At 65.0% G+C, this 21,244-nt stretch carries 20 protein-coding genes and 1 tRNA gene; 14 read left to right on the forward strand and 7 right to left on the reverse strand.

Features of this window, described 5'->3' with window-relative positions; genetic code table 11:
• The first annotated feature begins 150 nt into the window (after window positions 1-150).
• The 13 genes from AC2EAL_RS18915 to AC2EAL_RS18975 all read left to right on the forward strand — a co-directional run bounded on the left by AC2EAL_RS18915 (window position 151) and on the right by AC2EAL_RS18975 (window position 12,227).
• Window positions 151-1,707, forward strand: a complete 1,557-nt coding sequence (locus AC2EAL_RS18915; protein WP_484725782.1) for a vWA domain-containing protein — start codon at window positions 151-153, stop codon at window positions 1,705-1,707.
• 593 nt (window positions 1,708-2,300) lie between these two features.
• Window positions 2,301-2,376: transfer RNA gene (locus tag AC2EAL_RS18920), tRNA-Gln, on the forward strand.
• 240 nt (window positions 2,377-2,616) lie between these two features.
• Window positions 2,617-4,017: an RtcB family protein gene (locus AC2EAL_RS18925; protein WP_484725783.1), complete on the forward strand. Its 1,401-nt coding sequence runs from the start codon at window positions 2,617-2,619 to the stop codon at window positions 4,015-4,017.
• A 308-nt stretch (window positions 4,018-4,325) separates the two neighbouring features.
• Window positions 4,326-5,420 carry an RNA ligase RtcB family protein gene (locus AC2EAL_RS18930; protein WP_484725784.1) on the forward strand — a complete coding sequence of 365 codons (1,095 nt, stop codon included), beginning with the start codon at window positions 4,326-4,328 and terminating at the stop codon, window positions 5,418-5,420.
• Window position 5,421: 1 nt separating this feature from the next.
• A complete protein-coding gene (gene prfH / locus AC2EAL_RS18935; RefSeq protein WP_484725785.1) occupies window positions 5,422-6,042 on the forward strand; it encodes a peptide chain release factor H in 621 nt (206 codons plus the stop codon).
• A 327-nt stretch (window positions 6,043-6,369) separates the two neighbouring features.
• A complete protein-coding gene (locus tag AC2EAL_RS18940) occupies window positions 6,370-7,701 on the forward strand; it encodes an amidase family protein (protein WP_484725786.1) in 1,332 nt (443 codons plus the stop codon).
• A gap of 64 nt (window positions 7,702-7,765) precedes the next feature.
• Complete coding sequence (locus tag AC2EAL_RS18945; RefSeq protein WP_484725787.1) at window positions 7,766-8,494, forward strand: helix-turn-helix transcriptional regulator; 729 nt, start codon at window positions 7,766-7,768, stop codon at window positions 8,492-8,494.
• 91 nt (window positions 8,495-8,585) lie between these two features.
• The gene (locus AC2EAL_RS18950) at window positions 8,586-9,632 is read left to right on the forward strand and encodes an NAD(P)H-dependent flavin oxidoreductase (RefSeq protein ID WP_484725788.1); all 1,047 of its coding nucleotides are present in this window, start codon (window positions 8,586-8,588) and stop codon (window positions 9,630-9,632) included.
• The gene (locus AC2EAL_RS18955; RefSeq protein ID WP_484725789.1) at window positions 9,629-10,408 is read left to right on the forward strand and encodes an MOSC domain-containing protein; all 780 of its coding nucleotides are present in this window, start codon (window positions 9,629-9,631) and stop codon (window positions 10,406-10,408) included. Before AC2EAL_RS18950 ends, AC2EAL_RS18955 begins: the two co-directional genes overlap by 4 nt.
• Window positions 10,405-11,340: a PDR/VanB family oxidoreductase gene (locus tag AC2EAL_RS18960; RefSeq protein ID WP_484725790.1), complete on the forward strand. Its 936-nt coding sequence runs from the start codon at window positions 10,405-10,407 to the stop codon at window positions 11,338-11,340. Before AC2EAL_RS18955 ends, AC2EAL_RS18960 begins: the two co-directional genes overlap by 4 nt.
• A 1-nt stretch (window position 11,341) precedes the next feature.
• Window positions 11,342-11,728, forward strand: coding sequence for a YybH family protein (locus AC2EAL_RS18965; RefSeq protein ID WP_484725791.1), 387 nt, complete (start codon window positions 11,342-11,344; stop codon window positions 11,726-11,728).
• 196 nt (window positions 11,729-11,924) lie between these two features.
• Complete coding sequence (locus tag AC2EAL_RS18970) at window positions 11,925-12,032, forward strand: hypothetical protein (RefSeq protein WP_484725810.1); 108 nt, start codon at window positions 11,925-11,927, stop codon at window positions 12,030-12,032.
• 72 nt (window positions 12,033-12,104) lie between these two features.
• Complete coding sequence (locus AC2EAL_RS18975; protein WP_484725792.1) at window positions 12,105-12,227, forward strand: hypothetical protein; 123 nt, start codon at window positions 12,105-12,107, stop codon at window positions 12,225-12,227.
• Here AC2EAL_RS18975 and AC2EAL_RS18980 read toward each other — a convergent pair whose 3' ends face one another.
• From AC2EAL_RS18980 to AC2EAL_RS19010, 7 genes are all read right to left on the reverse strand, one after another.
• The gene (locus AC2EAL_RS18980; protein WP_484725793.1) at window positions 12,228-12,926 is read right to left on the reverse strand and encodes an ABC transporter ATP-binding protein; all 699 of its coding nucleotides are present in this window, start codon (window positions 12,924-12,926) and stop codon (window positions 12,228-12,230) included.
• Window positions 12,919-13,638, reverse strand: coding sequence for an ABC transporter ATP-binding protein (locus tag AC2EAL_RS18985; protein WP_484725794.1), 720 nt, complete (start codon window positions 13,636-13,638; stop codon window positions 12,919-12,921). Before AC2EAL_RS18985 ends, AC2EAL_RS18980 begins: the two co-directional genes overlap by 8 nt.
• A complete protein-coding gene (locus tag AC2EAL_RS18990) occupies window positions 13,635-14,594 on the reverse strand; it encodes a branched-chain amino acid ABC transporter permease (RefSeq protein WP_484725795.1) in 960 nt (319 codons plus the stop codon). The genes AC2EAL_RS18985 and AC2EAL_RS18990 overlap by 4 nt, the downstream gene beginning before the upstream one ends.
• A gap of 13 nt (window positions 14,595-14,607) precedes the next feature.
• The gene (locus AC2EAL_RS18995; RefSeq protein WP_484725796.1) at window positions 14,608-15,561 is read right to left on the reverse strand and encodes a branched-chain amino acid ABC transporter permease; all 954 of its coding nucleotides are present in this window, start codon (window positions 15,559-15,561) and stop codon (window positions 14,608-14,610) included.
• Window positions 15,562-15,641: 80 nt separating this feature from the next.
• Window positions 15,642-16,889: an ABC transporter substrate-binding protein gene (locus AC2EAL_RS19000; RefSeq protein ID WP_484725797.1), complete on the reverse strand. Its 1,248-nt coding sequence runs from the start codon at window positions 16,887-16,889 to the stop codon at window positions 15,642-15,644.
• A 31-nt stretch (window positions 16,890-16,920) separates the two neighbouring features.
• Entirely contained in the window at window positions 16,921-18,522 is a 1,602-nt protein-coding gene (locus tag AC2EAL_RS19005; RefSeq protein WP_484725798.1) for a GMC family oxidoreductase, read from the reverse strand.
• 70 nt (window positions 18,523-18,592) lie between these two features.
• On the reverse strand, window positions 18,593-19,999 hold the full coding sequence (locus tag AC2EAL_RS19010; RefSeq protein WP_484725799.1) for an aldehyde dehydrogenase family protein: 1,407 nt from the start codon (window positions 19,997-19,999) through the stop codon (window positions 18,593-18,595).
• A gap of 155 nt (window positions 20,000-20,154) precedes the next feature.
• On the opposite strand from AC2EAL_RS19010, the gene AC2EAL_RS19015 reads away from it, so the two are divergent.
• Window positions 20,155-21,102 carry a helix-turn-helix domain-containing protein gene (locus AC2EAL_RS19015; RefSeq protein ID WP_484725800.1) on the forward strand — a complete coding sequence of 316 codons (948 nt, stop codon included), beginning with the start codon at window positions 20,155-20,157 and terminating at the stop codon, window positions 21,100-21,102.
• The last annotated feature ends 142 nt before the right edge of the window (window positions 21,103-21,244 follow it).

Below are 21,244 nucleotides of genomic sequence, written 5' to 3' on the forward strand. Positions count from 1 at the left end.
TACTAGCGTATCAGACATACTTCTCACAAGGTGCGCGATTCTGGTGTTTAATTGTGCATTTCTAGACACTTAAGGCCCGTTTCGCACTTTTCTTCCGCCTTGCAACGAATTCGGCCACAAAGGCCTGGCGAAAACAGAGGGAAGACGATCATGGCAAACAAATCCGTGTTTGCATCGGTGGTGGGGCGGTTGCTGCCGAAGGCGACCGCCACCACAGCCCACGGCACCAAGGCCTATGCCTACGATGCCGAGCACAAGCTGGCGCAGCTGGCCATGACCGGCACCATCGGGGGCGGGTTCTACCAGGATGCCGAGGCCGAAGTGACCACTTTGGTCGCGGCAGCTGAGGCGGTGGAGCCCATGTTCCTGGCGAAAACCGCGGTCCATGTCCGGGCCAAGGGGCACATGAAGGATACTCCGGCGCTGCTGCTTGCAGTGTTGGCCAGCCGCGACCCGGCGCTCTTTGCGCTGGCGTTCCCGCAGGTCGTAACCTCGGGGAAAATGCTGCGGACCTTCGTGCAGATCCTGCGGTCGGGGCGGGTGGGGCGGAAATCGCTCGGGTCGCGCCCGAAGGCGATGGTGCAGGGCTGGCTGAACGGGTCCACGGAGGAGCAGCTGATGGCGGCGATGGTCGGGAACGACCCGTCGCTGGCGGATGTGATCCGGATGGTGCACCCGAAGCCGGAAACCGCGTCGCGGGCGGCCTTCTATGCCTGGGCCATCGGGAAACCGGCCGATACGGCGGCCCTGCCGCAAGTCGTGCAGGACCTGATCGCCTTCCGCGCCGGGGCCACGGCCAAGGTGCCGGAGGTGCCGTTCCAGATGCTGTCCGACCTGACGCTTTCGCCCGAGCAATGGGCCGAAGTCGCGGGCCGGGCCTCCTGGGCGACACTGCGGCAGGGGCTGAACATGCTGGACCGCAAGGGCGCCTTCACGGTACCCGGAACGGTCGACCATGTGGCTTCGGCGCTGCGTGACCCCGCCCGCATCAAGGCGGCCAAGGCGATGCCCTATCAGCTGATGGCGACCCTGCGGGCGCTGGAGGCGGGGGTGGACCCGCGGCTGCGGGAGGCGCTGCACGACGCGATGGAGGCTTCGATTTCCAACGTGCCGGTGCTGAAGGGCCAAGTCGCGGTCTGCCCGGACGTGTCCGGCTCGATGTCTTCGCCCGTGACCGGCTACCGGAAAGGGGCGACCACGGCGGTGCGCTGCATCGACGTGGCGGCGCTGGTCGCGGCGGCGGTGGTTCGCGAGAACCCGGGCGCGCGTGTCCTGCCCTTTGAGGTGGACGTGCGCGATGTCCGGCTGGAGGCGCGCGACACGATCCTGACCAACGCCGAGAAACTCGCGGCGTTGGGAGGGGGCGGGACCAACTGCTCGGCTCCGCTGGCGGCGCTGAACAAGGCGGGTCTGGCACCTGACCTGGTGATCTTCGTCTCGGACAACCAGTCCTGGGTCGACGGTCGGCAGGGCGGGCAGGCGACGGCGATGATGGCGGAGTGGGCGAAGCTCAAGGCCCGTAACAAGGCCGCAAAGCTGGTCTGCATCGACATCCAGCCCTACGGGACGGCGCAGGCCGCAGAACGGGAAGACGTGCTGAACATCGGCGGCTTCTCGGACGCGGTCTTCGACCAGATCGCCGCCTTCGCGGACGACCGGATGGGCCCCGACCACTGGGTCGGCGAGATCCGGGCGGTCCAATTGTAAACACCCCTTCGGCCCAAGGGCCGGGGGGGACCCCAACCCCCCGGCGAATGCAGGCGGCACTACATTAATCTTCTGGTCGCGGGTTCGAATCCCGCCGTGTCGTCACCCGAAAGGGAACGGCGCGTAGCTCAGTCAGGTAGAGCAGTAGACTTCGTGTCGCCGACCCTTGTCGCCGGGGCCAACCGAATGAACGACCTGGCGAATGCCGGTGGAACTACAACTGGTCGTGGGTTCGATCCCCACCTGCCAATTCAGGCAGTAGCTCAGTGGTAGAGCAGTTTCCGAAAGGAAGGTTTCACCCCCCTTGTCGCCAGGACCAGAAGAAGGAGAACGACCCGGCGAATGCCGGTAGGACTACACGGTAAGAGCGCCGGGAAACCGGAGGTCGCGCGTTCAACTCGCGCCGCGCAAGCGTAGCTCAGTGCAAGGCTGTCCTGCCAACCTAGTCGCCGGACCCGAACACCGGGGCGAATGCCGAAGGGACTACAGCACACATCGGGATAACCTGTGGGGTTCAAGCCCCCACCTTGCATGCGGCCATCGGTGCGGCCGGGGGTCCCATAGTCTCTTCCCCCTTGTCGCCCCGGTCTTGATGGAGGGTAGCTCAGTTGGCAGAGCAGCGGGTTTTGGTCCCGATGGTCGAGGGTTCGAACCCTTCCCCTCCAGCCAAGAACAACACCGGGGGAATGCCGGGCGGACTACAGCTCCAACCTGTCGCCGTCTGCCCGATCCCTTGTCCCCCGGACCCGAAACACCCCGGCGAATGCCGTGCGGCACTACAGGCTGCAACCCTCGTGGTCGCGGGTTCGAATCCCGCCGTGCGCCCATTCGCACGTAGCTCAGCTGGATAGAGCACGACGTGTCGCCAAACCCTTGTCGCCGGGGCCAGAGATGTGAGTGAATGAGATGATGACCGATGCAATCCTGCCGATCACCGGCGACGACCTGAAAGCCTGGGGCCACCGGCCCAGCCGCGCCTTCCCGGCGCTGATCGAGCGTGCGAACGCGGCCCTGACCGGGGGCGCTGACCGTGAGGCCGTGCGCGCCCTTCTCTCTGCCGACTTGCCGCCCTCGGCGCTCGACCTGCAGCCCGCAGGCGCGATCAAGCTGGAAGTGAACATCCGCGCCGAGGATCCGGACGAGGAAAAGAATCTGGCGGACTGCAAGGCCACGATGACCGAGGTCCTGAAGACCCCGACCGCCGTGGCCGGATCGATCATGCCCGACGCGTGCCCGGCTGGTCCCCTGGGAACGATCCCGGTGGGTGGCGTGGTCGCCACGCGAAACGCGATCCATCCGAGTATGCATTCGGCCGACATCTGCTGCAGCGTGATGCTCACCGACCTCGGCCATGTTGACCCGAAGGCAGCGCTGGATGCCGCCAGCACCATCACCCATTTCGGCCCCGGCGGGCGCGATCAGGGGAACCGCTACACCGTGTCCCTGGACCTGATGGATGAGTTCCGCAGCAATCCCTTCCTGAAGGACGGGCGGATGATCCATGCCGCCCAGGCACACATGGGGACGCAAGGCGACGGGAACCACTTCCTGTTCATCGGTCGCAGCCGGGCGACGGGACGGGTGGCGATGGTCACGCACCACGGCTCTCGCGGGCCGGGGGGGCTTCTCTACAAGTACGGGATGGAGGTGGCCGAACGCTTCCGGCGCGAACTGTCCCCTGCCACGCTGAAGCAGAACGCCTGGATTCCCGCCGATACGCAGGAAGGCAGGGACTACTGGGACGCCCTGCAGACCATCCGCCGCTGGACCAAGGCCAACCACAACGCGCTGCACCAGTCGGTGGTGGAACGCCTGCGCGCCAGCCCTGGGGACCGCTTCTGGAACGAACACAACTTCGTCTTCCGGCGTGGCGACCTGTACTACCACGGCAAGGGGGCAACCCCGGCCTGGGGGGACTATGCAGCGGATGCGACTGGGCTGACCCTGATCCCGCTCAACATGGCCCAGCCGGTGCTGGTGGTGCGCGGGAAGGACGCAGGCCATGCCTTGGGGTTCGCGCCGCATGGTGCGGGCCGCAACTTCTCGCGGTCCGAACACAAGCGGCGGATGGGCGGGGTGACGCCCGAGCAAATGCTGGCAGCCGAGACCCAGGGGCTCGACATCCGGTTCCATGCCGGTGCGGTCGATGCTTCGGAGCTGCCGTCGAGCTACAAGCCCGCCGAGAAGGTGATGCGCCAGATCGCCGACTACGGGCTGGCCGATGTGGTGGACTGCATCGACCCCTATGGCTGCATCATGGCGGGCGACCTTCCCCCCGCCTGGCAGAAGGGCAAGCGAACCCGGCGGTAACCGCCGGGTTCATCAACGCTCCAAAAGCGTTGTGCGCGTTCAACGGCACACCGATGTCCGCCCGGTGTGCGCATGAACGGAGAAGCGTCGTTGTCTGACGGCAACAGGCGAAATCCGCCTTTGCCCTGCCACTTGCATTCTTGCGGCGACGTGATACCTGCACCACCGTCTTTGCCGGACATGGGGTTCGGCATCAGAAAAGGGAGATTGCACATGCCACATATTCAATCTCCCCGCCTCGGCTGATCGGGAATCCGCCCGATCCATCGCCCGCTTCGGCAGGCATTTTCTGATCGAAAGACACCTTCATGGGCACTCCCCTCTCGGGGTCCGCAGCCGCCGTTTCGGGCGACCGGATCACGCATTACTTCACGGACGCGGCCTGGATCGACGGGCGCGCCACCCAGCAACTTGCGGCAACGGCCGGACTGCCCGGCATGATCGCGGTCGCGGGCTATCCCGACCTGCACCCCGGCCGCAACGGTCCGGTCGGGGCCGCCTTTCTGGCCGACCGCCTGTTCCCGGCCCTTGTCGGCAACGACATCGGCTGCGGGATGGCGCTGTTCACGTTGGATCTTGCCCCCCGCAAACTGTCGCTGGACAAGGCCGCGCGCCGCCTGCGCGCCTTGGCGGGCGAATGGGACGAAGCCCCTGCGGACCGTGGCTTCGGCTTCGGCACCATCGGTGGTGGCAACCACTTCTGCGAACTGCAGTCTGTTGAGACCCTGACCGATGCAGCCGTGGCACTGGGCTTGGCCCGCGACCGGCTTTGCCTGCTGGTCCACTCTGGCTCACGCGGCCTGGGTCAAAGCGTTTTTCGCCGCTTCGAGGGGCAAGCGGCCCTGGACCCCAAAAGCGATGCGGGCCGGGCCTATCTGGTCGACCACGACCGCGCCGTCGAATGGGCGGCGGCCAATCGGCTGGCCATCGCCACGCGGGCTGCAAGGGCACTGAATGCCGACCTTCGGCTCGTGGCCGACGTGCCCCACAATCTGGTGGTCGAAACCGCAGACGGCTGGCTGCACCGCAAAGGCGCGGCGGTTGCCTGCGGGCCAGCGGTGCCCCTTGCAGGCTCGCGCGACAGCTTCAGCTATCTCCTCGCCCCGACCGGCGCAACAGCCGCGCCCTTCGCCTCGCTCTCGCACGGCGCTGGCCGCAAGCATGACCGCGCCGCCATGCATGGCCGGATCAGGAAGACGCAAAGCAACCTGCAGGCGCAGCTCCGCACCTCGCTTGGTGGCTTGGTCCTGTGCGAGGATCCCGATCTTCTGATCGAAGAGGCCGGTTCGGCCTACAAGTCAGCCGCCCGGGTGCTGGCGGATCTGGAAAGCCTGTCGCTGGCCCGGTCCATCGCGACACTGCGCCCGCTGATCACCTACAAGAAGACGGGCGGGGAGGCATAGCATGGAACAGGCCTTTCTTCTGGTCACGGCAGGCGGCGGCCCGATGGAATGCCGTCTGGCCGTGGGCCATGTCCTGGCCCGGATGCGGCTTGAGGCTGAAGCCTTGGGCGTCGATCTTTCCAGCAGCAGCGAAGACGCGTCCCCGGCCTCGGCCGTGGTTGCGCTGCAGGGCGCAGGAGCGCACCGTCTCGCCCAGGACTGGACCGGCACGGTGCAATGGCGCCAGACCAGCCAGTTGCGCCCCGGACACCGCCGCGCCAACTGGTTCGTTGGCGTCTTTGACCTGCCGACGCCCACTGCCGAAACAGACGCCATCCCCCTGGCGGACGTGCGGTTCTCAAGCTTCCGGGCCGGTGGCCCCGGCGGCCAGCACCAGAACACGACCGACAGCGCCGTCCGTGCGACCTGGCGCGGCTTCTCGGCGGTGTCGCGCGACGGGCGGTCCCAGCATCAGAACAAGGCCCGGGCGCTGGAGCGGCTGCAGATGCTCGTGCAAGCGACAGAGGCAGCGGCCCGTGCCGGGGAAAGGACCGACCTCCATGCCCGGCACCGCCAGTTGCAACGCGGCAACCCGAGGCGGGTGTTCGTCGGGCCAGACTTCATCGAAACCGTCAGGCCATGAGCGCGAGGGCGGCTCTCACCGTCAGGCGGCCCTCCCCGCGGCCAGGCAGAACTCGTGAGCAAACATCACAAGCGGGCGGCAGCAGACGACCAGATCAATGCCCAAAGGCGATCGATCCGTATTGCTGTTGCGGGTTCATCAAGCCGGAGTCCTCCCCCTGCGCATGTCGTGCTTCTCCACTTCATCTCGGCCACTGACGGTCAGTTGATCGCTATGTCACTCACGTGGTCACCGCCGTTGCCGGGATCAGCAAAAATGCCGATGGCAATGCCGGGGCATGTCTCTACCGTCAAACGCACGAACTGACGAGGATGATCCATGGCCGCGATGCGCGACAGACCCATGACGCTTGCCGCAGCACGTGCGATCCGTGATGCCGAAGGGGCCGACGCCCTCCTGCGCCGGGTTCTGGACCGAGCGGCCGCGGGAACCGACAATTCGGTGATTTCGGTTCATGGGCACCTGCCTGAACAGACCGAAGGACCATTGCAGGGCATCCCCTTCGGCGTGAAGGACAACATCGATTGCCTGCCCTTTGCCACGACGGGTGGCACCCCCGCTTTGGCTGGCTGCTTTCCTGACGCAGATGCACCTTCCGTGGTCCGGCTCAAGGCGGCGGGGGGCTATGTGCCGGTCAAGCTGAACCTGCATGAACTGGCCTTTGGCATCACCTCGAACAATGCCGCACATGGGCCGGTGCGCAACCCGTTCGATCCGTCTCGCGTGGCGGGCGGATCATCCGGCGGCAATGCGGCGGCGATTGCGCGCGGGGTGATCCCCTTTGCCTTGGGTACGGACACGGGCGGATCGACCCGCATCCCTGCGGCCTTCTGCGGGATCGCGGGCTTTCGCCCCAGCACCGGCCGCTATCCGGAAGGCGGCGTCCTGACGCTGTCCACCACCCGCGACACGATCGGCCCGATGGCTGTCACCTGCGCCGATCTGGCCGAGGTTGACGCCCTGATCGTGCCGGGACCGGCCGACCCCGCGCCGCCGCCCACCCTGCGCATCGGCGTGCTCTGGGCCGCAGCGGGCCTGAGTGCCGCCGTCGATCTTGCGATGGCGGATATCTTTGCGCGGCTGGGATCCGCCCCCGGAGTTACCCTTGTTCCGCTCGAGGTTCCGGCCTTTGACGATCTGGACGCCCGCTTTGGCGATGCCATCGTTCTCTGCGAGACTTTCGCGGTCTGGACCCGCTTTGCCCGGGACAAGGCCGGGCTGACCCTGGCAGAGTTTGCGGCCCAGATCGCCAGCCCCGATGTGCGCGACGTGTTCCAGGCGCTGCCCGACATCGCTGCGGCCGAGAGCGCCGCCTACGCCCGCGCCATGGCCCATGACCTGCCCGAACTGCGCGCCGCCTATGCCCGGCTGTTTGCCGATCATGCGCTCGACATGATCGCCCTGCCCACCGTCAGCGTGCAACCGCCGCTGATTGGTATGGATGACATGATGGAAACCGACCTCGGGCCGCGGCCTACCTTTCCGACGGTCACGGCAAACACCGCATTGGCCACGTTGACCGGCGCCCCCTCGCTGGCCATCCCCGCAGGGCTGGACCGCGACGGCCTGCCCGTTTCCCTGATGATCGAAACGCTGCCGGGACAGGACCGCATGCTTTTGTTGCAGGCGCAACGAATCGAAGCCCTTTTGGGCGGTTAAACCCCAAGCTTTGTTGCCAGACTCCAAGTTCCCCTCTACCTTTCGTCTGGGGAGACGCGGGCGAATGGCATTCCAGATCAGGGACATGACCGGGGAAGAGATCGCCGTTTTCGCGGATGTCATCCATGACCTCGCCCGCCCTGCCCCGGACGTCGATCCGCGCGCAGTGACATCCGAACGCATCCTGCGTTTGCTGAGGGGGGATACGCTGGCCTCTTACGTCTGGGAACCGGGCAAGGCGCGCTATGACCAACCCGTCTCGGTCAACCACGATGAGGGCAAGGTCGCCCAGTATGTCGCCTCCTTGCAGTTCAGCGACCCGCTGACGCGGCGGATGCGGCGGCTGAAGGGGGCACAGATCGTCGAAAACTGCTTTCCCATGCAAGAGTTGGAAAAGACCGAATTCTACACGGATTTCCTGCAAGCCGACGGCATGCATTATGGCCTGAACATCTTTCTGCCCGCCAGATCGGGCAAGGTGTTCGACTTGCGTGTGTGGCGCAACCGGAACCGCCAGCCCTTTGGTCAGCGCGAGATTGATCTTCTGGATACCCTGGCCCTGCATGTCGCCCGCGCGTTGCAGGCGGGTGATGAGGGTCTGGCCGTCCTGTCGCCGCGCGAACGTGAGATCGGTCGATTGATCGCGCGGGGTTGCACGGACCGAGAGATTTCGGACATCCTTGGCATCGGCTTTTCAACGGTCCGCACGCATGTCAACCGCTGCTTTGAAAAGCTCGACTGTTCCAACCGCGCCGAATTGAGCGCACGGTTTTCCGCCACCCTGCTGGGATAGGCATCCCCATTATTGCCGATACCGTCCCGCGCGCCCTGTCCGCACAGTGGGGAAAACAGGGCTATCCTGCCCGCAAGATGACAGGGAAATCATGACCAGCATCACCACAGCATTCACGGAGAAGTTCGGCCTGACCCATGCCTTTGCGCAGGCGGGTATGGCCTTTGCCGGGGAGAAGCCCGCACTCGCCATCGCGGTCAGCCAGGCGGGCGGGATCGGGGCCATCGGCGTGGGCTTCATGCCGCCCGAGGAACTGCGCGCCACCATCCGCACCATCCGCGCGGCGGGGGTGACGATGTTCAACATCAACTTCATCACCATTTTCGGCAACGAAGCCCAGGTACAGGTCGCCGCCGAGGAAAAGGTGCCCGTGGTGTCCTTCCACTGGGGCCATCCCCCGGCGGAACAGGTGGCGCTGCTTAGGGCGGCGGGCTGCTCGATCTGGGTGCAGGTGGGATCCGTTGCCGATGCCGAAACCGCCATCGGCTATGGCGCCGAGGTGATCGTGGCCCAGGGGCAAGAGGCGGGCGGCCACAACTATCAGGGCATTGGCGGCGCGGACCAGCCGGGCATGGGCGGCATCGCCCTGATCCCGGTGATGGCCGATGCCATCGCCGGCCGCGCCTTGCTGCTGGCGGCAGGGGGTATCGCCGACGGGCGCGGCGTTGCTGCGGCCTTGGCCCTGGGCGCGGATGGCGTCTGGGTCGGCACCCGGTTGGTCGCCTCGGCCGAGGCCTATGTGCATCCCGAACACCACCGCCGTCTGGTCGAGGCCGCGGGCACCGATACCATCCTCAGCGGGGTGTTCGGGCCGGAAATGCCGTTCTTCAACCCGATGCGTCTGCACAAATCACGCGTGGTGAAAGAGTGGACCCACCGCTTGGCCGAAGTCCCAACCGTCCGTGACGACCTTGAGGTGATTGGCGAAACGGTGTTCCTGGGCGGCAAGCATATCAAGCGCAAGTTCGACGTGATCCTGCCGACCGAAGACACCACTGGCGATTTCGAGGAAATGGCCTGGCTGATGGGTCAGGGCGTAGGCCTGGTCAAGGACATCCGCCCGGCAGGCGAAATCGTCGCCACGATGATGGCCGAGGCTGTTCAGGTGCTTCGGGACAAGGCCGCACGCATTAAATGACCAAGGGCACGATCGCATCGCTGATGCATTACCCCGTCAAGGGCTTGTCCGGCCAACCCCTGCCCGAGGTGACGCTGTCGCCCGGGCAGGGCTTTCCGTTCGACCGGATGTTCGGCTTTGCCCGCGCGGGCAGCGGGTTCGACCCCTTGGCCCCCGCCCCCATGCCGAAGGACCGCTTCCTGATGCTGATGCGGGACGAAAGGCTTGCCGGGCTTGCAAGTCATTTTGACCCCGTCAGCCGGGTGCTTGTCCTGAAGGTGCAGGGCCACAGCGTGCATCAGGCAGACCTGTCCACAGCGGAAGGCTGCGCCGAGACCGAAGCCTTCTTTGCCCGCATGTTCGACCTTGCCCCCGACAAGATGCCGCGCTTTGTCCATGCCGCCCCGCACCGCTTTACCGATGTGTCTGTCGTCTCGTCAGATCTCATGAACGCGGTTTCGCTGATCAACCTCGACAGCATCGCGGATCTGGAGGCCAGGACCGGAGCCGCCATCGCGCCCGAACGTTTCCGCGCGAATATCTGCTTCTCCGGCTGGCCCGCTTTTTCGGAACTGGCGCTGGTGGGGCAAGAGATCACCATCGGCACCGCCCGCGCCCGCGTGACGCTGCGCACCCGTCGCTGTGCCGCGACCGAGGTGAACCCGGTGACGGCGCGGCGCGACCTGCCCATCCCGCGCCTGTTACATCAGCACTACGGCCATTCCGACATGGGCATCTATGCCGAACTGATGACCGGCGCCGTGATCCGCCCCGGTGACAGCGTGAGCGTTGCATGACCCTGACACTGACCCTTGCGGCCCGCCGTGACCTGACCCCAGACATCTGCGAATTCACCTTCGCCGCCGCATCCGGCGCATTGCCTCCGTTCGAGGCCGGGGCGCATCTGACGGTGCAAACACCCTCGGGCGCATGGCGCAGCTATTCCATCAGCAATGATGACCGGGAGAGAGACCGCTACGTCATCGCAGTAAAACGTGAAGACCGTGGACGCGGCGGGTCCCTGTCGATGCACCGTCAACTGGCTGTGGGGGACAGCCTGCTTGCGCGTGCCCCGAAGAACGCCTTCCAACTTGCGCCCGACGCCCCGACCTTGCTGATTGCCGGCGGGATCGGCATCACGCCCATGCTGGCGATGCTGCGCCGTCTGGTGGCGCGCGGTGTGCCGGTCCGGCTGATCTATCTGACCCGCAGCGCCGACCTGACCGCCTATCGTGACCTGCTGACCTCTGCCCCCTTCGCGCCCCATGTCGTGCTGCACCATGACGAAGGCGACCGTGGCCGCGTCTTCGACTTCTGGCCCTTGTTCAAAACCCCGGATGACCGGCACATCTATTACTGCGGCCCCGCCCCGATGATGAACGCCATCTACCTGCGCACGATCCATTGGCCGCGCCGCCAGATCCATTCCGAAAGCTTTGCCGGCGTCGACAGCACCGATGGCACCGCCAGCCCGTTCCGTCTGCGTCGTGCCGCAACGGGCGAGCTGTTCGACATTCCCGCTGACAAGTCGATACTGGACGTGCTGCGCGACCGGAGCATCGCCTTTGCCAGTTCCTGCGAAAGCGGCACCTGCGGCACCTGCAAGATGCGGCGTGTGGCGGGAGAGCCCTTGCACCGCGATCTGGTCTTGAGCGACGCTGAAAAGCTGGACCAGTTCATGCCCTGCGTGTCGCGCGCGGCCGGCGAAGACCTGACGCTGGAGTTCTGAGGTGGAGGCAACCGCTATCGCGATAGGGATCCTCAGGCGGTGGAGCGACGCCATCGCCCGGCGCGATCTTGATGCGATCTCCGCCCTGTTTGCGCCGGATGCCGTCTTTGTCGCGACCGCCCCCGCGCCCCTGATCGGGCGAGAGCAGATCCGAGCCTATTACCAAGGTGCGCCCGCCGGGTTGACCGCAAAGGCCGGGCTCGTTCTGGCCTCCGCCCAAAGGGACGGGCTGGCCATCGTGGCAGACGTGCGCTTTGATCTGCCCGATGGCGGGGTGCTGACCGGACGGCTTTGCCTTGCCTGCGGGGCGGATCAGTCGATCAGGCTGTACCACTTGGCGGTGGATGCTCCGGCAAGCGCGCGGTCGCCTCGTGGTACATCCGGTTAATCACCCTGCCCGCAGGCTCAACCGCCCGCGTGAATGAACCCGCAAGCCCGGTCTCGACCTGCAAGACTTCCTGCCCGACCTTCTCGACCAGGCGACCGCGGCGGCATCATTAGGCTTCCAGCCCATCTACCGCGACAGCTATGCGATCACCCGCACCAAGTGGCGCGTCATGGCCAATCTCGGCAAATTCGGCGCGATGACCGCCCGCGATATCTGCCATATCAGCCATACTGAAAAGACAAAGGTCAGCCGGGCGGTGGCCCATCTGGAACAAGCGGTCCTCCTCGCGCGGTGCCCCTCCTAGCAAGACCGCCGCGCCGAGATCCAGTCCCTCGCCGGAACGGGTCAGGCGACATTTGCCGATCTTGGCCAACGCGTGCTGGACTACGACCGCGCCTTGCGGAAGGAACTGGGTGCGAAGACGGCCAGGGACCTGAACCGTGTCCTGCTTGCGATCACAGCAGTGCGAAAGGACAGCGGCTCTGCAACCGGCGACTGACTAAAGATAGGCAGCCGTCAGCAGCGAGGGGTCGGCCCGCAGTTTGGTTGGATCGGACGACAGCCGAACCACACCCTTGCGCAGCACCACCACCTCTGATGCAAGCGACAGCGCCACCTCGACAAACTGTTCGACCAGCAATACCCCCATGCCCTTGGCGGCAAGCGCTGCAACCACCTGGGTCAGTCGCTTGACGATCAGCGGGGCAAGGCCCAGCGACATCTCATCAATCAGGATGAACCTTGGCCGCGCCATCAGTGCATGGCCGATGGCCACCATCTGCTGCTGCCCGCCCGACAGCGTGCCCGCCAGTTGCTGTTTGCGCTCGGCCAGTTCGGGAAAGATCGCAAAGACCTCTGCCAGGGCGGCATCGGCTTCGGAAGGCGACAAGAGTGATCCGGCGACAGCCAGATTTTCCGCGACGGTCAACTGCGTCAGAACCTGATGGCCTTCGGGCACGGCTGCAACGCCTGCGGCGCGAATACGGTCAGGCTTGGCCCCGGTGATTGGGGTGCCGTCCACCGTGACCGATCCCTTCGCCACCGTCAGTAACCCCGCAACGGCCAGCACCAGTTCGGACTTGCCCGCCCCGTTCGCGCCCAGAAGTGCTGTCACTTGCCCCGGCCGCACGGTCAGCGACACGCCATCCACCACTGTCTTGCCATCGACGGCGACACTCAGCCCCTTGATCTCAAGCATGATCGACCTCGATCCCCAGATAGGCGGCCTTGACCGCCGGATCGGCCAGCACCTCGGCCGTCGGGCCAAAGGCGATGCGGCGGCCGAAATCCAGCACCAGCGTCTGCGCGCAGATACGCGAAATCAGATCGACATCGTGATCGATGACCAGAACCTGCGCCGGGCAAAAATCGCGTATCCTCAGGATGATATCGCCAAGATGCGCGCTTTCCTCGACCGTCAGGCCACCTGCGGGCTCATCCAGCATGATCAGCCTGGGCTGGCCCACCAGACAGCGCGCAAGGTCGGTCAGCCGCCGTTCATAGGTGTTCAGGCTGGCCCCCATCCGGCCTGCCATCGCGGTAATGCCGACAAATTCCAATGCGGCATCCACATTGGCGCGCCGCTCCACGCGGCTGCCTTGCAGGTTGTCGGCCAGAGACAGAAGGTTGCCCAGAACAGTCAGGTCATCCGCAATCTGTTCGCGCTGGAAGGACCGGCGCAGGCCCCAGCGCGGGCGCTTGTGCGGCGCCATGGCCACCAGATCAATCCCGTCGACCATCACCGCCCCTGACTTGGGCGTAAGGAAGCCAGAGATCACGTTCATCGTTGTGGTCTTGCCAGCCCCGTTCGGCCCGATGATGCCTGATACGGGCGCTTCGAACCGGGCGGAAATCGCGTCGAGGGCGACAAGGCCTCCGAAGCGAACGGTCAGTCCCTCAAGGGCGATCATGCCTTGCCCTCCTTGCGATGGAACAGCCCGATGATTTGCCCCGCGATGCCATCCGGCGCGGTCATCACCGCATGCAGCAGCGCCGCACCGAAAAAGATCAGCGCAAGGTCGGCATCGACACCCCAGTTGTTCAACAGGCCGGGCGCCACACGGTACAGGATCGCGGCAATCACCGCCCCCAGCCAGAACCGCGCGCCGCCGACAATGACCAGCGCGAAAAGCAGGATGCTTTCGCTGGCCCGGAATGACGCGGCATCCAGCAATCCAAGACTGCCCGCCAGCAATCCGCCGCCAAGACCTGCCAGCAAGCCCGATAGGCCGAAGGCCCAGGTCTTGTAGAAGGTGACATTGGTGCCCGAGGCAATTGCCGCCGCTTCGGATCGCCGGATCAAGGCCCATGCCCGACCCGGTGCTGTCTGACGATGCGCCATGATCAGCAACAGGCCCAGCATCGCCACGATCAGCGTATAGGTCAGATAGGCCGCGTCGGATTGCGCAAGAACGGGTCGCCGCATCTCGGCCGCGAACGAGGTGCCGACACCCCAGAACCCTGCCCCGCCATTCGGGAACTGATAGGCGGTGAACACCACCTCCAGCCCGCCCGCCACCATCAGCGTGACCAGCGCAAGATACAGCCCCCGCATCCGCAGCGCCGGAATGGCCAGCAGCATGCCCAGCACCGAAGTCCCTATGGCCGCAAGGATCAGGTTTGCCTCGAACGGCAGGGAAAAGGCGTGGTTCAGCCGCAGCGTCACCCAACCGCCCACCCCCATGAGCGCCACCTGCGCCAGGCTGACCATGCCCAGGCGCGAATACATGAAGCCCGCCCCCATCGCCGCCATCGCAAAGCAGGCGGTTGAGGTGAAGATGCCCGTCCATTGCCCGCCAAGGACCATAGGCAGCACGAAAGCCGCAAGGATCGCCGCACCTAGGCCCGCGATCAAAGGTCCGTTCAAGTGCCGTGTCATCTCAATCCTCTCCCGCAAAGGTCAGGCGGCGGTTCAGGTTCATCACGACCAGCACGGCAATGGCGATGACATAGGGGGCCATCGGGCGCACGGCCTTGAAGGTATCGGAAAGGGTCAGCAGACTTTCGATCACCCCCATCCCCAACCCCGCGACCAGCACGGTGGGCAGCGATACCAGCCGCCCGGCAATGGCCGCGGCAATGCAGGGGATCACCATGAAGGTGATGACCGCAGGCTCCAGCCGCACGAGACTGCCGAACATCAGCCCGGTAAAACCGAAGATCAGGCCCGAGACACCCCAAGCCGCGGTCTCCACCCGCAGGATCGGGACGCCGACCAGCGAGGCGATCCGGCGGTTGTTGGCAAGTGCCCGCATCTGCAACCCGATCCGCGAACGGTTCAGCGCGACGGTGATGGCGATGACGATGCTGATGGCGGCCACCACCACGATCAACCGCGTGACCGTGACCTTCAGGCCAAGGATCGACAGGCTGACGGCGTCGGTCGGAAAGGACAGTTTGCGCGGATCGTCATTCCACAGGAACGACACCAGCCCCAGCAGGATCAGCGCGTAGCCAAGGCTCGCCACGCCCTTGATCACCGGCTCGCGCCACGACAGGCCGGGGGCGATGAGCCGACCATAGGCCAGGGCAAAAAGGACGCCGGTCAGCAAACCGGCCACCCAGGTCAGCGGCGCAAACACGCCCCAGTCGCCCAACTGCCAGGTCACAAATGCCGCCACCGCGCCGATGGCCCCGGCGGCCAGGTTCAGGACCCCCGTGGCGCGGAACAAAAGGACGATCCCGATCCCTCCCAGCGCGTAAAGCGAACCGACGGCAAGGCCAGACACCAGAAACAGCCCGACGACAGCGGCAGGCTTGCCCCAGCCGAGCAGGCCCGCCAACACCATACAGGCCACCGTCGCAACGGCGATGGTTCGCATAAGTTCACGCATTGGAAGGACGCCCCCTGGTCGGATCACCCCCACCCTGTGCGGATGGAGGTGACTGTCGCTGGATCGGGTCAGGCGCTGGATCAGTTCAGACCAAGCGCCTTCTCGTTCTCGAAGATCGGCGCGAAGTAGGGGCTGTCGTATTCGTAGCAGTCGCGCACCGTTTCAAAGCCGTCGCCCTTGACCACCACCATGGTGCCGGCATGGTTCGGCATGTGACGGTCCGCCTCACCGACATAGTAGGGACCGCACAGCAGATCGGATTCGTAGCCGACGATGCCCTTGATGGCGGCGTTTACGGCAGCCCGGTCATCCAGTTGTGCCGGGTCCAGTTCCAGCATCGCCTGCACGAAGAACTTGGCCGACACAAAGCCCGACTGGCTGAACGTGTCGCGGGGGGCGTCGGGCGCATAGGCGTCCAGCACGGCCAGCCAGTTCATCGCATCCGGCCCGCCCTTGTCCCAGGGGGTCAGCTCGGCGTTCACGAACATGCGTCCATCCCACACCTCGGACAGCGCCGCAGGCACCGAACGGTCATAAAGCGGGGTGGAAGAGGCCCATTTGTACGTCTCGACCATGCCCTGCTCTTCCGCCGCCTTCATGAAGGCAAGCGCCAGACCGGCCGGCAGGTTCACCAGGATGGTGTCCGCACCCGATGCGACGGCCTCCAGCAGACCCGAGTTCACGTCGGGCGAGGCCGGGTTCAGATAGACCGACGATCCGGTCAGACCCTTCGACGCCATGTATTCTTCCATCGCGCCGCAGGACCAGGGGCCCACGTTCGGAATGGCAAGCCCGATGCACGAGATGTTCTTGCTCTCCTGAGCTTCGACCATGTACTGCGCCGCACCGATCGTCGATGCCAGCGGCCCCTGGTTGGTCGACACGATGGACGGGCTTTCAAAGCATTCCGACACCGCGCAGGCCGAGGCCATCGCCATGATGCCCGCATCCTGATAGGTGCGCGCGTTCACGGCCATTTCGACGAAGGACCCGTTGCCGACCATCGCCACGACGCCCTGGTCAACAAGCAGCTTGGACGCGGCCTGTGCGGCAAGCTCGGGGTTCCACTGGTCATTCTCGACCAGATACTCGATGGGGCGACCGTTGATCCCGCCATTGGCATTGACGCAAGCGAAGTAGGCCGCCGCCGCCTGGGTCGAGGCGCTGAAATCCCCCGGGGCCGCATTGCCGTGGATGCCGCCCACCAGGATCGGCGCGCCGGTTGCGGCCACCCCGGTATTGGCGCCACAGTTTACCTGCGCCTGAGCGGCGCCACCGGCCAGCATCAGCCCCAGCGCGGTTCCCGCAAGTTTCATCGGTTTGGTCATGTCCATTCCTCCCTTTGGTTTCTTGTTGTCGTCAGGCCGCAACGCGTGCCTTTGTCTTGATGAACCGCGCGCAGCGCTCTGCGATCATCATCGTGGGCGCGTTCGTGTTGCCCGAAACCAGCGTCGGCATGATCGAGGCATCGGCCACCCGCAGGCCGGTGACACCACGCACGCGCAATTCCGCATCCACCACCGCCATCCGGTCCGTATCAGGGCCCATCTTTGCGGTGCCGACGGGGTGGAACACGGTCTTGGCGGTCTGGCGCACATAGTGGCGCAGGCCGTCGAGGTCCTTTTCCAACCCCGGTTCGGGCAAGTGACGGCGCTTGATAAGCTTGGCCAGGGCGGGTGCCTCAAGGATCTCGATCCCTTTCAGGACGCCGCGCACCAGCACCTCCAGATCGTCGCTGTCCTTGAAGCTGCCCGCATCGAATAGCGCCTTGTCCTGTGGCTTGGATGACCGCAGATGCACCGACCCGCGCGACTTGGGACGCAGGAAACAGGGGCCGATGGCGATGCCATGCGCCTGGATCGGCGGGCGGTCGGCCCAACCCACCATGAAGGGCAGCACGTGGAACTGCACATCCGGCTGTCCCGCGCCCGAGACATCGGCAAAACCGCCGCACTCCACCACGTTCGAGGTCATCAGCCCCTGCTTGGTGGTCATGTACTTCAGGAAATGCAGCGCGGCCTTCAGGCCCTTGTCCTGTCCCATCAGGCTGATCGGATCACGGGTTTCGCCTTGGACGGTGCTTTCCAGATGGTCCTGATAGTTCTCGCCTACTCCGGGCAAATCGGACACAACATTGATACCGAGCGATTGCAGATGCGCACCCGGCCCGACGCCCGAAAGCTGCAGCAGGCGCGGGGTTTCGATGGCACCGGCACAGAGGATCACTTCGGCCCGCGCCGCGATCCGCGTGCCGTCCTCCAGCATCACGCCCGTGGCGCGCGGCCCGTCAAAGGTGACACGCGCCACCCGCATCTGCGTGCGGATCACCAGATTGCTGCGCTTTTCCGCCTTGCGCAGGAAGGCCTGCGCGGCCGACCAACGTTTGCCGTCATGCGTGGTGGTCTGATAGAAACCCACGCCTTCCTGTTCGGCCCCGTTGAAATCGGGATTGTGCGGCAGGCCAACCTCTTGCGCGGCTGCCACAAAGGCCTGGCACAGCGGGTGCTGGAAACGGGTCTTCGAAACGTGAAGCTCACCCTTGTTGCCGTGGAACTCATCCGAGAACACCATGTTGTTCTCAAGATCGCGGAACACCGGCAGCACGTCGTCATAGGCCCAACCGCGATTGCCCAGTTGCGCCCACTGGTTGTAGTCATTGGCGTGGCCGCGAATGTAGAGCATCGCGTTCACCGACGACCCGCCGCCGATGACATGGCCCTGGATGACGATGCTGGGTCGGTTGTTCAGTTCGGGCGTGGGTTCACCCACATAGGCCACGATGTCGCGGCCCTTTTCGATCACCTTGAAGAAGGTCGAAGGGATGTGAATCCACGGATGCCCGTCCTTGTGCCCGCTTTCGATCAGCAGCACGCGGGTGGAGGGGTTTTCAGACAGTCGGCTGGCCATGACGCAGCCCGAAGACCCGCCGCCCACCACGATATAGTCAAAAGATTCAGTCATTTATGGCTCCTAAGGCGATGTCACCCTGCGGCATGGCAGGCGCGAAACCACGTCCACGCCCGCCCTTGCGTCAGCTGAAGATCGTCTGGATGTCGGTGTTCTCGAACAGGCCTTCCTCGCCGAACTCGACGCCAAGGCCGGATTTCTTGACCCCGCCGAAGGGGGCGTTGGGCTGGATTGCACCGTGCTTGTTGATCCAGACCGACCCGCATTCCAGCCGCAGGGCGATCTCTTTCGCCCGCGCGATGTCCTTGGACCAGACCGACCCGCCCAGCCCGTTGTCGCTGGCATTGGCGGCGGCTATCGCCTCGTCGACATCCGTGTAGCGGATGATCGGCAGCGCGGGGCCGAACTGTTCCTCCACGATCAGCGGTGCATCATCGGGCAGGTCGGTGGCCAGCGTGACGGGGAAGAACAGCCCTTCGTCCGGCGCACCACCCAAAAGGATGCGGCCATCGCGCGCGGCGGCGGCAACCAGACGGCTGACCTTTTCATGCTGCATCTTGTTGTTGACCGGACCAAGGGCGACCCCGTCCTCCATCCCGTTGCCCATCGGCACATTGCGGGCATAGGCGACAAGCGCGTCGCAGATCGCCTCGTGCAGGGTGTCCGGCACATAAAGCCGCTTCATCGCGGCACAGGTCTGGCCGTTGTTGATGAAGGCACCCCAGAACAATCCCTCGGCAATCGCCGCCGGCTCGGCATCGGGCAAAACGATGCCTGCGTCATTGCCGCCCATCTCCAGCGTCAGACGCTTCATGGTGCGGGCGGCGGTCTGCATGACCTTTTCCCCCGTGGCACAAGAGCCGGTAAAAACGATCTTTCGGATGCCCTCATGCGCGGCCATCGCGGCGCCGACATTGGCCAGCTTGTCATCCGAAGTGACGATGTTCAGGACACCCTGCGGCAGGATCTGGTTCAGCAGCTCCACAGTCCGCAGCGTGGACAGGGGCGTATAGGGCGAAGGCTTGATCACGACGGTATTGCCCGCCCGCAAGGCCGGCAGGATGTGCCAGATGGCGATCATGACCGGGAAATTCCACGGCGTGATCGACCCCACCACGCCAATCGGCTTGCGGTGAAGTTCCACGCGGCCCGTATTGTCGTCCTGCAGGACCTTGACCGGCATCGACAGGCTCGCCGTGAACCCGGCCCAGGCCTGCGCGCCGCCCAGTTCCCACCGCGAGCCCAGGGCCCCCATCGGCTTGCCCTGCTCCAGCGTCAGCAGGCGGGCAATGTCTTCGGCATGTTCGCCCAGCTTGCCGGCCAACGCTGCACAGGCCGCTTGGCGATCGGCATCCGGCATCCGCGACCATGCCGGGAACGCCTGCTGCGCGGCAGTAACGGCATCATCCAGATCGGCAAGCGAGGCGTTGGGCGCCTCTCCGACCAGGGCGCCTGTCGCCGGGTTGAATACGGCAAAAGTCTCCGCAGCGGCGGTCTTCCGACCGCCGATCATCATGCCAAAGTCCAGCATGGTCTCCTCCCTCTGATCCCTGCGGAAAAGGTTAGTGCGCGCCTCGGCCTTCATTCTTGGACTGAGACGACGAAAGTTGCGGACTGAGGCGACAGTTTTGACTGCGAATGTCGTTGCAGTTTCAACCAAATGACTGGGGCTGCTAGAATGTCCGCATGACCGCACGAATCAGCGCATCCCAGTTGCCCGTCGAACAGTTCGTCGCCGACCTGCATCGGGTCTGCGGCAACTTCGACGTGGCTCTGTCCGAGAACCGCCATGTGATGCGCGGTGGGCTTCGTCTCGAACGCCGCGCCGGGATCGAGGCGGCGCTTGTTGCAACCGATGTGCAAAGGATCACTCGGACCAGCAAAGCCATCCGGCAGGACCAGGGCGAGAACTACTTCCTGATCCTGCAGGAAGAAGGCCGCGCCCTGATGCGCCAGAACGACACAACCTGCCTGCTGCGGCCCGGCGATTTCGTCCTGATCGACAGCGCGGTCCCGTCCGAGTTCGTTTTCTTCGGTGACTACACGCGCCAACTTTCGCTGCATCTGCCGCGCGCGGAAATGCACGCGCGCTTTGGCTATGACCTGATCCGGGGCGGCATCGCCCTGCCGCGCCAGGACGCCGCAAAGATGGGGATTTCGGCGGTCGTCGCAAAGGTGTTGTCACGTGACGCGATGGGGAACGTGGCCGATGGCTATCTGCGTGAGGCCTTGTTCGGACTTCTGGGCGCGATGCTGCATGAGCGATCATCGCAGGAAGGTTACAAGGGCGTCGACAGCGACCTGAGCGGTGCACGCGCACTCGCCTCTGGCCAGGCTTACATCGACGCACATTATCGCAGCCCTGATCTTTCGATTCAGGACATGGCCGATGATCTTGGCTTGTCCTTGCGGCAAATTCAGCGCGGTTTCGCCGCCCTCGGCACGACGCCGACCAAGTATCTTCTGCAAAAGCGACTGGAGCACGCGCGCCGGGCCCTGGATGACCGGCAAGCCGGACGGCGATCCGACCTGATCTCGTCGATCGCCTATGAGGCCGGTTTCTCAGACCTGTCCTATTTCCACCGTTGCTACCGCCGGGCCTTCGGAGCCAGTCCCAAGGGTGCCGTCTGCTAAGCTCGCAAGTCCGGAAAGCGGCCATGGTGTGATCTTCGCGAGCTTGGTCAGGGGCGCGGAACGCGGGAAGCCCCGCTGGTTGGCGGGGCGTACGGCATTGATCTTTATGGGAAGATTTGGTTGCGGGGGCAGGATTTGAACC

The organism is Tabrizicola sp. T74, assembly GCF_057219935.1.

Excerpts from the sequence above, each read along its gene's own strand:
- AC2EAL_RS19005 (WP_484725798.1), bottom strand. The coding sequence starts at position 18,522 with ATGACTGAATCTTTTGACTATATCGTGGTGGGCGGCGGGTCTTCGGGC.
- AC2EAL_RS18995 (WP_484725796.1), bottom strand. The coding sequence starts at position 15,561 with ATGCGTGAACTTATGCGAACCATCGCCGTTGCGACGGTGGCCTGTATG.
- AC2EAL_RS18915 (WP_484725782.1), top strand. The coding sequence starts at position 151 with ATGGCAAACAAATCCGTGTTTGCATCGGTGGTGGGGCGGTTGCTGCCG.
- AC2EAL_RS18950 (WP_484725788.1), top strand. The coding sequence starts at position 8,586 with ATGACCAGCATCACCACAGCATTCACGGAGAAGTTCGGCCTGACCCAT.
- AC2EAL_RS18925 (WP_484725783.1), top strand. The coding sequence starts at position 2,617 with ATGACCGATGCAATCCTGCCGATCACCGGCGACGACCTGAAAGCCTGG.
- AC2EAL_RS18960 (WP_484725790.1), top strand. The coding sequence starts at position 10,405 with ATGACCCTGACACTGACCCTTGCGGCCCGCCGTGACCTGACCCCAGAC.
- AC2EAL_RS18945 (WP_484725787.1), top strand. The coding sequence starts at position 7,766 with ATGGCATTCCAGATCAGGGACATGACCGGGGAAGAGATCGCCGTTTTC.
- AC2EAL_RS18955 (WP_484725789.1), top strand. The coding sequence starts at position 9,629 with ATGACCAAGGGCACGATCGCATCGCTGATGCATTACCCCGTCAAGGGC.
- AC2EAL_RS19015 (WP_484725800.1), top strand. The coding sequence starts at position 20,155 with ATGACCGCACGAATCAGCGCATCCCAGTTGCCCGTCGAACAGTTCGTC.
- AC2EAL_RS19010 (WP_484725799.1), bottom strand. The coding sequence starts at position 19,999 with ATGCTGGACTTTGGCATGATGATCGGCGGTCGGAAGACCGCCGCTGCG.
- prfH (WP_484725785.1), top strand. The coding sequence starts at position 5,422 with ATGGAACAGGCCTTTCTTCTGGTCACGGCAGGCGGCGGCCCGATGGAA.
- AC2EAL_RS19000 (WP_484725797.1), bottom strand. The coding sequence starts at position 16,889 with ATGACCAAACCGATGAAACTTGCGGGAACCGCGCTGGGGCTGATGCTG.
- AC2EAL_RS18985 (WP_484725794.1), bottom strand. The coding sequence starts at position 13,638 with ATGATCGCCCTTGAGGGACTGACCGTTCGCTTCGGAGGCCTTGTCGCC.
- AC2EAL_RS18980 (WP_484725793.1), bottom strand. The coding sequence starts at position 12,926 with ATGCTTGAGATCAAGGGGCTGAGTGTCGCCGTCGATGGCAAGACAGTG.
- AC2EAL_RS18930 (WP_484725784.1), top strand. The coding sequence starts at position 4,326 with ATGGGCACTCCCCTCTCGGGGTCCGCAGCCGCCGTTTCGGGCGACCGG.
- AC2EAL_RS18970 (WP_484725810.1), top strand. The coding sequence starts at position 11,925 with ATGACCGCCCGCGATATCTGCCATATCAGCCATACTGAAAAGACAAAG.
- AC2EAL_RS18940 (WP_484725786.1), top strand. The coding sequence starts at position 6,370 with ATGCGCGACAGACCCATGACGCTTGCCGCAGCACGTGCGATCCGTGAT.